Source organism: Streptomyces sp. JLYT201, assembly GCF_059448825.1.
In genome coordinates this window covers 9,110,609-9,123,474 of sequence record NZ_CM182551.1, presented here as the reverse complement: position 1 = coordinate 9,123,474, position 12,866 = coordinate 9,110,609, and the positions used below count along the sequence as shown (strand labels likewise).

Annotated in this window: 13 protein-coding genes; 6 read left to right on the top strand and 7 right to left on the bottom strand. The window is 73.2% G+C overall.

Going from position 1 to position 12,866, the window contains the following annotated elements; all coding sequences use genetic code 11:
• Window positions 1–34: 34 nt before the first annotated feature.
• A complete protein-coding gene (locus tag AC5WAM_RS38360) occupies window positions 35–1,399 on the bottom strand; it encodes a serine hydrolase domain-containing protein (RefSeq protein WP_495520443.1) in 1,365 nt (454 codons plus the stop codon).
• 104 nt (window positions 1,400–1,503) lie between these two features.
• Between AC5WAM_RS38360 and AC5WAM_RS38355 the strand changes: the two genes are divergently transcribed.
• On the top strand, window positions 1,504–2,208 hold the full coding sequence (locus AC5WAM_RS38355; RefSeq protein WP_366792498.1) for a TetR/AcrR family transcriptional regulator C-terminal domain-containing protein: 705 nt from the start codon (window positions 1,504–1,506) through the stop codon (window positions 2,206–2,208).
• A 108-nt stretch (window positions 2,209–2,316) separates the two neighbouring features.
• Here the strand turns inward: AC5WAM_RS38355 and AC5WAM_RS38350 are convergent, their stop codons facing one another.
• Together AC5WAM_RS38350 and AC5WAM_RS38345 are read right to left on the bottom strand one after the other, a co-directional pair.
• Window positions 2,317–2,907: a lytic polysaccharide monooxygenase auxiliary activity family 9 protein gene (locus AC5WAM_RS38350; RefSeq protein ID WP_366792497.1), complete on the bottom strand. Its 591-nt coding sequence runs from the start codon at window positions 2,905–2,907 to the stop codon at window positions 2,317–2,319.
• Between the two features lie 264 nt (window positions 2,908–3,171).
• Window positions 3,172–3,630: a carboxymuconolactone decarboxylase family protein gene (locus AC5WAM_RS38345; protein WP_495520442.1), complete on the bottom strand. Its 459-nt coding sequence runs from the start codon at window positions 3,628–3,630 to the stop codon at window positions 3,172–3,174.
• Window positions 3,631–3,716: 86 nt separating this feature from the next.
• Between AC5WAM_RS38345 and AC5WAM_RS38340 the strand changes: the two genes are divergently transcribed.
• Together AC5WAM_RS38340 and AC5WAM_RS38335 are read left to right on the top strand one after the other, a co-directional pair.
• Window positions 3,717–4,592 (top strand): sigma-70 family RNA polymerase sigma factor, encoded by an 876-nt coding sequence (locus AC5WAM_RS38340; protein WP_495520441.1) that lies wholly within the window; start codon window positions 3,717–3,719, stop codon window positions 4,590–4,592.
• A 180-nt stretch (window positions 4,593–4,772) separates the two neighbouring features.
• Complete coding sequence (locus tag AC5WAM_RS38335; RefSeq protein WP_495520440.1) at window positions 4,773–5,495, top strand: VC0807 family protein; 723 nt, start codon at window positions 4,773–4,775, stop codon at window positions 5,493–5,495.
• A gap of 70 nt (window positions 5,496–5,565) precedes the next feature.
• On the opposite strand, the gene AC5WAM_RS38330 is transcribed toward AC5WAM_RS38335, so the two are convergent.
• Together AC5WAM_RS38330 and AC5WAM_RS38325 are read right to left on the bottom strand one after the other, a co-directional pair.
• Complete coding sequence (locus AC5WAM_RS38330) at window positions 5,566–6,252, bottom strand: DUF4232 domain-containing protein (protein WP_495520439.1); 687 nt, start codon at window positions 6,250–6,252, stop codon at window positions 5,566–5,568.
• Window positions 6,253–6,539: 287 nt separating this feature from the next.
• Window positions 6,540–6,938 carry a winged helix-turn-helix transcriptional regulator gene (locus AC5WAM_RS38325; protein WP_366792492.1) on the bottom strand — a complete coding sequence of 133 codons (399 nt, stop codon included), beginning with the start codon at window positions 6,936–6,938 and terminating at the stop codon, window positions 6,540–6,542.
• Window positions 6,939–7,053: 115 nt separating this feature from the next.
• Between AC5WAM_RS38325 and AC5WAM_RS38320 the strand changes: the two genes are divergently transcribed.
• From AC5WAM_RS38320 to AC5WAM_RS38310, 3 genes are all read left to right on the top strand, one after another.
• Complete coding sequence (locus AC5WAM_RS38320) at window positions 7,054–7,485, top strand: PPOX class F420-dependent oxidoreductase (RefSeq protein WP_366792491.1); 432 nt, start codon at window positions 7,054–7,056, stop codon at window positions 7,483–7,485.
• Between the two features lie 191 nt (window positions 7,486–7,676).
• Window positions 7,677–9,119 (top strand): MFS transporter, encoded by a 1,443-nt coding sequence (locus AC5WAM_RS38315; RefSeq protein WP_495520438.1) that lies wholly within the window; start codon window positions 7,677–7,679, stop codon window positions 9,117–9,119.
• Complete coding sequence (locus AC5WAM_RS38310; RefSeq protein WP_366792489.1) at window positions 9,119–9,571, top strand: MarR family winged helix-turn-helix transcriptional regulator; 453 nt, start codon at window positions 9,119–9,121, stop codon at window positions 9,569–9,571. Before AC5WAM_RS38315 ends, AC5WAM_RS38310 begins: the two co-directional genes overlap by 1 nt.
• A gap of 22 nt (window positions 9,572–9,593) precedes the next feature.
• On the opposite strand, the gene AC5WAM_RS38305 is transcribed toward AC5WAM_RS38310, so the two are convergent.
• Together AC5WAM_RS38305 and AC5WAM_RS38300 are read right to left on the bottom strand one after the other, a co-directional pair.
• Window positions 9,594–10,694 (bottom strand): YncE family protein, encoded by a 1,101-nt coding sequence (locus AC5WAM_RS38305; protein ID WP_495520437.1) that lies wholly within the window; start codon window positions 10,692–10,694, stop codon window positions 9,594–9,596.
• Window positions 10,695–10,805: 111 nt separating this feature from the next.
• Window positions 10,806–12,770 (bottom strand): hypothetical protein, encoded by a 1,965-nt coding sequence (locus tag AC5WAM_RS38300; RefSeq protein WP_495520436.1) that lies wholly within the window; start codon window positions 12,768–12,770, stop codon window positions 10,806–10,808.
• Window positions 12,771–12,866: the final 96 nt, after the last annotated feature.

The window sequence follows — 12,866 nt, the reverse complement described above, 5'->3', positions numbered from 1 at the left end:
TTCGATTGCGGGAGGCCGCGGGAGTCAGGGCGTCTCACACCCTGACGAAGAGGCGGCCGCCGAGGTCGATGCCGGTGACCGTGCCGTCGGCGGCGCGGGAGAAGCAGCCGCGCTCCCCCTTGAGGCCGCCTTCCAGGACGAGGTACTCGTCGCGACCGCCGGGGAGGAAGGCGATGGCCGCGGGCGGATAGCCGGGAGGCATCTCCTCGTCCGAGGCCGCACGGATCTCCGGCTTGATCTCGACGGCCAGGGTGAGACGCGTGCCGTCGGCGGCGACGTCCACGTACATGGCGTCGATGTCGTAGCGCCCGGCGACCTCCCGGGCCGGTGCGTCGTCGTACGGGAGCGGCTCCGGCTCCTTCTCGACGACGCCGAGGTAGTGCTCAAGGGCCCACTTCACCACGGACTGGTTGCAGGTATAGCCGTCCGGGCCGGCGTTCGACAGGGCGACCACCGCGACGTTCCGCTCGGGCACGATGAGCAGTTCGGCGAACTGCCCGTTGCCCGAGCCGCCGTGCCCGATCGCCCGGACGCCGTCCAGGTCGTGCAGGAACCAGCAGAGGCCGAAGCCGTCGCCGAGCGAGCTGGAGCGCAGGTCGACCGTGCGCTCACGCATGCGGTGCAGCGCATCGGCGGGCACCACGCCCTCGCCGTCGCCGAGTTGGAACCGGGCCCAGCGCAGCAGGTCGCTCGCCGAGGAGGCGAGGCCGCCGCCGGGGTTGTCGCCGCGCGCGCCCTCCCTGAAGGCCCCCCACGGCCGGGCGGGCCGCAACACGCCGTCCTCGCCCCGGTTGTGGCCCACGGCGAACTTGCGGACCATCACCTCGGCCAGGCCGTAGACGGTGTCCGGGAGGCCCACCGGCTCCAGGACGAGCGCGGCCACCGCCTGCTCGAAGGGGAGGTTCGTGACCTTCTCGACGATCCGCCCGAGCACGTTGTACCCGGCCTGGCTGTACGAGGCGCGGGTGCCGGGCGGCGCGATCAGCGGCAGCTCGTGCAGCTTCGCCACGAGCCCGGCCAGGGAGCGGTCGCCCCGGCCGTCGTCGATCAGGTTCCAGTCCAGGCCCGCGGTGTGGTTGAGCAGGTTCAGGACGGTGATCCGCTCCGCCGCGCCCTCGTCGGCGAGCCGCAGTTCGGGGACGTAGCGCCGCACCGGGGCGTCCAGGTCGACCTTCCCCTCGGCGACCAGGCGCATCAAGGCGGTCGCGGTGAACGTCTTGGACACCGACGCCAGGTGGAACAGCGTCTTCTCGTCGACCGGCGTCGGGTCGACGAGGCTCGTCACGCCGTGCGACGCGAAGATCTCCCGACCGTCCACCAGGATCCCCACGGACATCCCGGGAACCCCGAACTCCACGGCCCGCGCCTCGACCGTCTCGGCCAGCTCCTCCTGCGACATCGCTCCCCCTCCAGGCACTTGAACTAAGTACGAGTGGAGCGTAGACGCCTTCTTGAACTAAGTGCAAGAGGGGGCATGAACTAAGTGCAAGTAGGGTGGCCGCCATGGTGCGAGACACGCTCACCGCAGACCGGATCGTCCGTGCGGCCATCGAGCTCCTGGACGACGAGGGCCTCGACGGTCTGAACATGCGCAGCCTGGCCCGGCGGCTCGGTTCGGCCGCCACGGCCGTCTACTGGCACATCAAGACCAAGGACGAGCTGGTCCGGCTCGCCAGTGACGCGGTCTGGCAGGAGGTCGAGCTGCCGGACCCCGACACCACCGACTGGCGCACGGCCGCCACCGCCCAGGCCACCGCCATGCACGCGATGCTCACCCGGCACCCCTGGCTCGGCCAGGCGTTCGGCAGCCACCTCATGCACGGTCCGGGCCAGGCGCGCTTCGACGACCTCAGCCTCGCGGTCTACGAGAAGGCGGGCTTCGCCGCCGACGACGCGGACCGGGCCGCCGCCACGGTGTTCATCTTCGTCCTCGGCAGTGCGCTCGGGCCCGCTGCGGAGGTCTCGCTGAAGCGCCGCCTCGGCAAGAACGGCGCGGACGCCGAGCAGTTGATGGCCGACGCCATGACCCGGGCCGCCGAGGCCGCCGAGCCCTACCCGCGGCTGCGCGCACGCCTCGGCACCGCCTCCGCCGAGCAGTACACCGCCGCGCCCGACGGCAGCTTCGCGTTCGGACTGGAGGCCATCCTCGACGGCTTCGAGGCCCGGCTCCGAGCGAAGGGCGCGCCCGGCGCCGTGCGACGCGGGTGAACGCGAGCGGCAGCACAGCAGGAGCCCCGGGTCGGTGACCGACCCGGGGCCGGGTCCCGGCGTTCGCCCACGAGCCGGGGAGGCGGTGGCGAGGTCCGCGGGGATCCGTCAGAAGCGCACGTCGGAGCAGGCGTAGAAGGCGTTGCCCGTGTCGGCGATGGTCCAGACGCCGAGGATGAGGTGGCGGCCGGTCTTCTGGGGCAGGGTCCCGGCGTGGGTGACCGTGGAGCCGGGCAGACGGCCGCCGAAGGCGACCGTGAGGAACGGCTGCGGGTCAAGGTCGGCCCTGGTCAGAGGCTTGGTGGCGTCCCAGCCGTCCTTGGTGATGTAGTAGCGGAAGTCGGTGGTGGCGTGGCGGGCGGTGATCCGCCAGACGAAGGTGTGGCTCTGGCCCGCGGTCAGGCTGGTCGTCGGCCAGTTCCCGCCTCGCGGGTCGTCCAGTTCGTGGAAGCGCCCGATGCCGCCCGAGCAGATGTGCCCGTCGGCGGGCCCGCGCGCGGGGAAGCCCTTGGGCCCTTCCACGCTCGGCGGCTCCCACTGGATCTGCCCGCAGTTGCGGACGGTGCCGTTGCCGCACAGCTGCTGGCGGCTGACGGGCGAGTCGGTGTAGCCGTGGCCCTGGGCACTGCCGCTGGTGGCGAGCACGGCCGTGCCTGCGAGACCGAGGCCCAGGAGTAACGAGGTGAGCTTTCTGCGCATGCTGCGCTCCCGTGGTCCGAGGGTGCGGGTGGGGGCGGACGCGCACCCTCGGACGCACTGCCTGGTCGAACGGTGAGGGCAAGGCGGCAGCACGGAACAACCGGAGGGCACACGTCCGACGCGGTCTAGACCAAGTCCGAGACTAGCCCCAGGATTTGGGCATGTCCATACCAATGACAGCCCGTCAGAGCAAGCCGAGCGACCTGACCATCTCGCGCGTCGACCGTGCGCCGCCCCCTTCGTCGCCGCTGTGCGCGGCCGGGCTCAGCCCCAGGTCCGACCGGCCGGTTCCTTGATGGTGCGGTTGATCCGGTTGAAGAAGTTGGTCAGCGCGATCTCCAGGTTGAGCGCGCCGATCTGCTCCTCCGTGAAGTGGACGGTGGCCTCGTCCCAGATCGCGTCGGTGACGCCCTCCGCACCGTCCTGCAACCGGGTCGCGCCCTCGGCGAGGGCCAGTGCCGCGCGCTCGGCGTCGGTGTAGAACGGCGCCTCGCGCCACGCCGCCACGCCGTGCAGCCGCTCGTCGGTCTCCCCGGCCCTCTTCCCCGCGGTGACTCCGGCGTGGACGCACGCCGAGCAGCCATTGATCTGGCTGGCCCGCACATGGACCAGCGCGAGCAGCTTCGGGTCGACTCCCCCGGCCGCGATCGCCTTGTGGAGGTGCTGGATCGCGGTCCACACGTCCGGGTTGTTCGCCTTCTTGTTCTTGAGCCGGTTCTCCATGCGAGAGTGCACTCCTCCATCGGGTTACGTTGCCGGGCTCGTGCCCGTCACCCCTATGACGGAGCAGCTTCGAGAGAGGTAACACCATGTCCGGCACCCACCCCGCGGATCCCATCGCCGATGCCTTCGAGGCCCACCGCGAGCGCCTCCGGGCCGTCGCCCACCGCGTGCTCGGCTCGCACGCCGACGCGGAGGACGTGGTCCAGGAGGCGTGGCTGCGGCTGCGGCGCCAGGACGCCGGCACCATCGACAACCTCGGCGGCTGGCTGACCACCGTGGTCGGCCGCATCAGCCTCGACGTGCTGCGCTCGGGCCGGACCCGCCCCGACGTCCCCCTCGACGACCGGCTGCCCGAGTACACCGTGACGCTCGACGACGCTCCCGCTCCGGAAGAACTCGTGGCGCTCGGGGACTCCGTCGGCCTCGCGCTCCTCACGGTCCTCGACTCGCTGCGCCCGGACGAACGGCTCGCGTTCGTCCTGCACGACGTGTTCGCCGTGCCCCACGGGGAGATCGGCGCCATCCTCGGCAAGTCCGCGGACGCGACCAAGATGCTCACCAGCCGCGCCCGCAGGAAGGTCCGCGCGGCCCGGCAGCCGGAAGGCACCGCCCCGCGGCGGCGGGAGGTGGTCGGAGCCTTCCTGGCCGCGGCCCGTGAGGGGCAGTTCGAGCGGCTGTTGCAGGTCCTGCACCCCGAGGTGGAGTTCACCGTGCACACCCCGGGCGGCCGGTCCGTCACGATCGGAGCTACCGAGGTCGCCGCCCGCGCCCGGGTGGCGGGCAGCGCGGCTCGGGGACGTACGGCGACCGTCAACGGCCGCCCCGGCGTCATCTCCTGGAACCAGGACGGCACCCCGGCGTCCCTCCTCGTCTTCACCGTCACCGGCGGCCTCATCACCGCGATCACCGCCGTCGTCGACCCGGCCCGACTCGCGCTCATGGACCTGCCGGAGCCGGAGTGAGCCCCTCGCGGAGACGACGGCTCGCCCTCGTGGGGCGGCCCTGCGGGCACGGGGACGCCCCGTACGCATGACACATGTCATGCCGGACGCACGACAGCGGTCTCTGCCGCCCGGACGTGTGGCTCGGCCAGGCTGTTCCTGTCGCCGAAAGCGCGCCGTCCGACTTCGAAGGAGCCCGTTGTGAACAGCCGCCGTAGCCCGTTGTGGGAGAGCCTGACTCCGCTGATCGTGGACGCGGGCGCCCCGATGGCCGCGTACTACGCGCTCAAGGGCGCGGGCGTCGGCACGTTCACGGCGCTGGCGGTCAGCGGTGTGTTCCCCGCGGCGCGGACGGTGTGGGGCCTGGTGCGGGACCGGCGTCTGAACGCCTTCGCCGCGCTCGTCCTCGCGGTGAACGCGGTGGGCCTCGCCCTGTCGGCGGTCAGCGGCGACCCGCGGCTGATGCTGGCGAAGGACAGCGCGGTCAGCAGCGTGATCGGCGTCGGCATCCTGCTGTCGGTCGCTTGCGGCCGCCCCCTGATGACGACGGTGCTCAAGCCGTGGGTCACCAAGAACGGGCCGGACAGGACCGCGGCGTGGGACCGGCTGATGGCCGACGACCCCCGCTTCCGGCGCTACGAGACGCGGTTCTCCCTGGTCTGGGGCACGGCCCTCGTCACGGAGTGCGTGCTGCGCGTCATCGGCGCGTACACCGTGCCGGTGGACACGATGGTGGGCCTCGGCACCGTCGTCCTCGTGGTGACCCTGGCGGCCGCGGCCGCGGTCTCCGGTAGGTGGGCGGTCGGCCCCATGGAGGAGCTGGTGACCCGGCGCGCGCACCGGCCCTCGGCGGACCAGGACGTGGCGGCGCCCGCACCGGGCGGCCTCGCCCTCGCCACCGCGACGGCTCTCTCCGGCCGCTGAACCGGACGCACGAGGGGCCCCTCGCACCCGCGAGGGGCCCCTCGTGCGCCGAGCCGAGGAGGGGGGCGGGTCAGCCGCCCTGGCCCGCGCTGCCGATCGGGCCGACCGTCACCGGCGAACCGGAGCCGTCGGTGACGGGCAGGGTGCCCTTGCCCGGCCACTCGATGCTGAACGACTTCGTCTCGCCGGGCGGGGTCACCACAAGACCGGTGACGCGGACACCCGAGCCGCCCGAGTCGTTCACCGGGTAGTTGATGCCGAAGGACAGCGACTTCCCGGCCTTGAGGACCATCCGGTCGGCGGGCTGCCCCGTGCGCTCGGCGGACAGATTCCCCTCGCTGGTCTTCAGGTCGACGCCCGCGAACCCCGCCATCGTGCAGTCCCGGCCGCCGTTCTCCATCGTCACCGCGACGGAGGCTTCGGAGTCCCCGTCGACGGTGCTGTCCGACGCGGTGATGTTCAGGGCGTCCGTACGGCACTTGCCCCTCGTGCCGCTCGCGCCGGATCCGGCCCCGGACGTCGCGCCCTGGCCGCGCGAGCCCTTGCCCGCGGAGTCCTTTCCCGCGGACGCCTGCCCCCCGGAGTCCTTCCCGCCGCCCTGGTCCGACCCGCTCGATCCCGCACCGCCGGACGAGGACGACGCGGAGGACCCGGACGACGCGTCGCTCTCCCCCGAGTCGTCACCGTCGTCGCAGGCCGTGAGCGAGAGACCCGCGGCAACGGCCAGGGCGGCGAAGGTGAGCTTGTGAACACGCATCGTTTCTTCCTCAGGATCGGTGGGGAGTGTGCCTGCCGCCCGGCACGCATCGGTACGAGCGGGCAGTTCTGAGCAACAGGACCGGGCAGGACCGGCGCACCGTTCCGCCCAACCACCGGCTAATGCACCGCTGTTACACACCCAGCCAGGTCTCACCCGGACCGCCACCCCGGACACACCCCGCACGACGGGCCGGGGCGGCGGTTCCCGCTGCTTTCGCGCACCCGTTCGCGACAACCGCCCGCTGGGACGCACCCGTTGCCCGGCTCCCCTTGACCGCGGCGGAGCTACGGCGTCTCCGGCCGCTCCTGGGCGGCGTCCGCCGGGGCGGTGGCACGGGTGGCCGCGGACGGGTGCCGGGCGGCCCAGGCGGTGAGGCCGGTGAGCTGGGCGTACAGCTCACGCGCCTCCTCGGTCGCGGTGTACTCGACCTTGGGCGGCACCGTGGGATACACCGTGCGGGTCAGCAGTCCGTTGCCTTCGAGGTCGCGCAGCGTCAGGGTGAGGATCCGGCGGCTGATGCCGTTCAGCGAACGTTCGAGTTCGGCGAAGCGGACGGGCCCCCGCGTGGTCTCGCTCAGGACCCCGAGGCTCCACTTGCCGCTCACCCTGCCGAGCACGTCGAGGACGGTGCAGACCTCACGGCCCGCGGCCTCCGCTGCGGTGCACGCGTTCTTACGTGACATAAATGTGCCTTCTTCCGTTGGGCGCCGTGCTCTCCGAGGATGAGACGCACCCGCGAGAGACGGCCTCGGCCCCTCGCGGTGATCCACATGCTCGACGAGAGACGAGGAACGACCAGTGAACAACGCCCGGAAGACGGAAGAGCTTCCCGCGCCGGTGGCCCTCGACGCGGCGGTGAGGGAACTGCTCGACGGGCGGAACTTCGCCGTGGTGGCGACGCTCAACCCCGACGGCGGCCCCCAGACGTCCGTCGTCTGGGTCGGGAGGCAGCAGGACGCCGTGGTCTTCTCCACGACCGCGGGCCGGAAGAAGGCGCGCAACCTCGCGCGGGACCCGCGGATCAGCCTGACGGTGTACGACCTCGCGAACCCGTACCGGTCCGTGGAGATACGGGGAACGGCCGAGTTGCTGCCGGACCCGGACAAGGCGCTGCCGCGCGAGCTGTCGCAGCGGTACCTCGGCGAGGACCCCCCGGCAGAGCCGGATGACGTGGTCCGCCTTGTCGTGCGGATCACCGCGGCGAAGGTCATCGCGATAGCTCTCCAGTAGGCGCCGCGACAGGTCCGCCCCGTGACTGTCGGGCCGGGTCCGCCGCCCGTCCGGGCCGGTGCGCACGAGGCGGCGTATCCGGTCCGGCGCGCCGCTGGGCGACGGCCGTCGCCCAGGGAGCACGACGGCGCCACCCATTTACTTGTACGCTAACAATGATTTCACTCATACAAGTAAATCGGAGCTCCGTCATGCCCGACGCCCCCTCTCGGCGGCCCTGGCTCGTGCTCGCCATCTGCTGCATGAGCCTGCTGATCGTCAGCCTCGACAACACGATCCTGAACGTCGCCCTCCCCTCCATCCAACGCGATCTGCACACATCGGTGTCCGGGCTCCAGTGGACCGTCGACGCCTACACGCTGGTCCTGGCAAGCCTGTTGATGTTCTCCGGGTCGACCGGCGACCGGGTGGGCCGCCGCCGGGTCTTCCAGGTGGGGCTCGTCGTGTTCACCGCGGCCTCGCTCCTGTGCAGCCTCGCCCCCGGCCTCGGCTGGCTCGTCGTCGCGCGGATGCTCCAGGCGGTCGGTGGCTCGATGCTGAACCCGGTCGCCATGTCGATCATCACCAACACCTTCACCGACGCCCGGCAGCGCGCCCGCGCCATCGGGGTGTGGAGCGGTGTCGTGGGCATCAGCATGGCCGCGGGACCGATCGTCGGCGGAGCCCTGGTGGAGTCCGTCGGCTGGCGGTCCATCTTCTGGCTCAACGTGCCGATCGGCCTGGCCGCGCTGTTCCTGACGCGTCGGTACGTACCGGAGTCACGGGCCCCGCGGGCCCGGCGGATGGATCCGGTCGGCCAGGTCCTCATCGCCGTGCTCCTCACCTCGCTCACGTACGCGATCATCGAGTCGCCCGCGCGCGGCTGGACCTCGCCCCTCGTCCTCGGCTGCGCGGTGGCGGCGCTGTGCGCGCTGCTCGGTCTGCTGTGGTTCGAGCCCCGGCGCAGCGATCCCCTCATCGACCTGCGCTTCTTCCGTTCCGCGCCGTTCTCCGGAGCCACCGCGATCGCGGTCGTCACGTTCGCCGCGCTGGGCGGCTTCCTGTTCGTCAGCTCCCTGTACCTCCAGAACGTGCGGGGCTACGACGCCCTGCACGCCGGGCTCTTCATGCTGCCGATGGCGGTCATGGCGGTGCTGGCCGCGCCGGTGTCCGGCCGCCTCGTGGGCACGCGGGGGCCGCGCCGTCCGCTGCAACTCGCCGGGGCGGCGCTGTGCGCGAGCGCCGTGCTCCAGGCGCTCACCTACGCCGAGCGCCTGCCCACGTCCGTGCTCGTCGTCGCGTATCTGCTCTTCGGCACCGGCTTCGGCCTGGTCAACGCGCCCATCACCCATACCGCGGTGTCGGGGATGCCCCGCGCGCAGGCGGGTGTCGCGGCGGCCGTGGCGTCCACCAGCCGCCAGATCGGCCAGACCCTCGGCGTGGCCGTCATCGGCGCCCTCATGGCGGGCACGGCCCGCACGGACACGGGGGCCTTCGTCGAGGCGGGCCGGACCGCGTGGTGGATCGTCGCCGGGTGCGGCGCCGCCGTGCTGATCCTGGGTACCCTCACTACCGGCCGCTGGGGCCGGGCAACGGCGCAGCGCACCGCGCGGCAGTTCGCTGCCGGGGAGACCAAGGAGAAACTGAACGCCTGATGGAGCGCCTGCACGCCGACAAGGGCCCCGAGAAGGACGACGAGACCGCCAGGGCGGCAGCCCGCGCCTGGCAGGGGCTGCACACGCTCCTGCTGGAGCGCCACGACCTTCGCAAGGCCGTCTCCGAGGCCCTCGGCATGAGCTTCAGCCGGGTGCGGGCGCTGCGTCGCCTCGCCGCAGGGCCGATCAGCCTGCGGGAGCTGGCCGAGCGGCTCGGCGCGGACCCGCCCTACACCACGGTCATCGTCGACGACCTCGTGCGCCGCGGCCTGGCCGAACGCATCACCAACCCCACCGACCGCCGCTCCAAGCTGGTCCACCTCACCGAGGACGGCCAGGAGAAGGCCGACCTCGCCGTCGCCATGCTCACCACCCCGCCCGACGCGCTCCTCGCCCTGCCCCGGGAGGACATCGAGGCACTCGACCGCGTCGTGGCGAAGCTCCTGGACTGAGCCCTCGCGGCGGCACCCGGCCTCAGAAGTTGACGATCTGGAGGGCGAATCCGGTGTCGTCGGCGTAGTTGGCTCCGGAGACGTAGAGCGTCTCCTCGTCGGGCCCCACGGTCAGGCCGTACGCGCGCTCCACGTCGAAGTCGGTGACCGTCTCGTCGGTGACCTGGGTGTTGGTGTCCGTCGCGTAGGACAGCACCTTCGGCGCGCTGCGGTGGTCGTCCACGAGCACGTAGAAGCGGCTGCCGTCCTGGGTCACGGCCGGGCTGGAGACCGGGGAGAAATCCGACCGGAAGTCGATGGCGGTCAGGACGCTGTCGCGCGTGAGGTCGACGACGGCGGCGTGTCCGTCCGGCTTGGACAGCGCGTACAGACGGCGGCCGTCGGGGGTGAGCGCCAGCTCGTCGACGAAGCCGGTGGCCGCGACGGTGCGCACCACCTTCGGCACGCCCGCCGAGGCGTCCAGGTGGGTCAGGCCGGCGTCGCCGCTGACGTAGACGTCCTTGCCGTTCGGCCGTACGACGATGTCGCGCGGGCTGTCGCCGGGCAGCGGCACGGTCGCGGTGAACGCGCGCCGGGCCGTGGAGAACACCAGGAGGCGGGACGGGCCGACGCTCGGCCCTCCGTCGTGCGGGCCGCTCTGGTCCAGGTAGATCGTCGCCCCGTCCGGGCTGATGGCCATGCGGGACAGCGATCCGGGCCGGGAGCCGGGGGGCCGTGGCTGGTCGGGGACGGGAAGGGCGGCCCGCAGGGTGTGGGTGGCCGTGTCGATCACGTTGAGGGTGCCTTCGGTGACCAGGTAGATCAGTCGGCCGCGGGCGCCGAACACCATGGGCCCGGCCCACCCTCCGGTGCCCGTGGACACCTCCGCGGTGACCTCCCCGGCCTGGGTGTCGACGACGTACAGCTTGGTGCCGGTGGCCTCGGCCGCTCCGACGTACGCCCGGGTGCCGTCCGCGCTGACCAGCGGGGCGCGCGCGTGCCGGGCCGCCGGGAAGGGGATGAGGTTCTCCACGCCCGGGACCGGCTCCGGGTCCGCGGCGGCGACGCCCGCTCCGGTGACCGTCAGCACCCCGACGGCCACCAGCGACGTCAGCCAACGGGCCCTGAAAGCAAGGGACTTCATGCCACCCTCCCCCACGGAATCACCGCGCCCACGCGTCGGCGGGGCCAGGCTACGCCGACGCGCCCGGCGCGGTCCGGCTGCGGGCCGGGCCGCAGACGTCAACCGGTCACCCTAGGGCGCCCGGGGCCCGCCCACCGCCGCCACGCTCGCGCCCTCCTCGGTGCGGCCCCGCACGGCGACGCGCGCCCCCTCGGGGGCGCGGACGGCGAGGGTGTTGCCGTCCTCGGTGGCGCGGGCGTCCCCGGTGACGGTGAGCCTGCGGATGTCCCTGCTGCCCGCCGCGAGGACGTAGCGGCGCCCGGAGTCCGTCGTCCAGGCGGTGCTCGCCACGACGTGCTGGCCGAAGCGGCTGCAGGCGGCGGTGGACCGGTCGCGGGCGACGAGGCGGGCGGGCGCGGTGGCCGTGCGCGCGGGCGGGCGCAGGTGCACCTGGATGTCGCCGGGCCCGGCCCACGTGGAGACGCGGGTGCAGGACCAGACGGCGCGGCCGCCGCGCTCGGGCAGGTCCTGCTCGGCGAAGTCCCACAGGTTCACCGCGCGGACGCCGTCGTCGCGCAGGGCGCGCAGCTCGCACGCCGTGCGGGCCCAGGCCGTGAGCGCGGCGGGTCCGGTGGCCTCGCGCGGCTGCCGCGCGGGGGCACCGGAGTGCGGGGACGGGGTGTAGCTGAGGTGGGTGGGGGTGAGGCCGCCGAGGTCGGTGACGAGGAAGGCGTGCTTCTCCACGATCCGTACGGACGAGCGGAGTTGGAGGACCGGCAGGCCCGAGCACGTGCCCGCTGTTCCGGGGGTGTCCACGGGGTCGGTGACGCCGTCCTTCGTGGTGTGCAGCGGGCGTCCGGGGGTGTCGGGGCGCAGCAGGTCCCGGGTCTGCGCCTCGGCGATCCAGGGTGCGGTGAGGTAGCGCACGGCGCCGTCGTGGCGCGCGACGACGAGGGCGGCCGCGGTGGTGACTCCGGCCTCGTCGGTGCGCGCGACGACGAGCGACGGGCGGCCCGGGGAGTCGAGGGGTTCGCTGTACCGCACGACCCGGTCGCCGTCGTGGAGCAGGACCACGGCGCGGCCGTCGACGTCGCCCGCGTACAGGAGGCGGGCGCCGCGCGTGGGCGGCGCCGGGGCGGTGTCCCTCGTCGCGGCCACGGCGGTGCCGGGAGACGGCGCGGCCCAGGTGTCCAGGGCCCGGGCGAGGAGCGCGTCGTCGTCGGTGCGCCCGCCTCTGGCGGGCCAGGCGGTGAAGTCGACGCGCGCGGTGTCGGCCCAGGTGGCGGAGGAGGCGTGCAGGAGTTGGGCGGGGGTGACCCGCGGCGCCCTCACCGGGCGCGTCCGCGCGTCCTCGGGCGGGCCCGACGGGGAGGAGGAGACGGTGAGCACGGTGCCGCACGCCGTCACCGCCGCGACGAGGCAGCCGAGTCGGACGCGGTGCCTGCGGCGCAGCAGGTCGGTCGGGCGGGTGCGGACGGAGCAGGCGTCGAACTCCGCGGAGCCCAGTAGCGTCCGCGCGTCGGTGCCCGCCTGTGCGCGCAGGTCGTCGGCGGCGGCCAGGGCCGCGTCCGGGTCCTTCTCCCCGACGGCCAGGAGCAGTTCGCGCACGCGCTCGTCCGGCATGTCGCCGCCGCAGCGCAGGGCGAGGACGGCGCGCGCGGCGGGCGGGGCTTCGGCGAGCATCCGGCTGAGCGCGATCTCCTCGGCACCGCCCGCGTGCGGGGTGAGGCGCAGCCCCCATACCACCGGGAGGCGGGGCCGCAGTGCGCGCGGCGGCGGTACGCGCGCGGGCCAGCCGCGCGGGCGCCGGTCGTACGCGAGCGCCGAGCGCAGGACGCGGGCGTACAGCCAGTCGGCTTCGGCGGCCGCGCCGTCAGCGCGCTGCCGGGGCAGGAGCGCGGCCGCGGGCAGGCGCGGCAGCGCGCGCTGCACCAGCGCCTGCGCGACGAGTACCTTGCGGTGTCTGCCCAGTTCGGGAGGGAGCGTGAGGTAGGCCAGGCGCACCAGGTGCGCGTACCGGTCGACCAGCGTGGCCTCGGTCCGCTCCAGCCTGCCTGTGGGGGGTGGGGGTGCCGTACGTCGCCGAGCTGAGGACATTGATCACAAAGCCTTCCAACGGCTGTAGGCGGGTTGCTGTCACCCCCCTCCCAACGAGTGAATCTTGGGATGGTCACCACGATGCCCGTCCGCCGT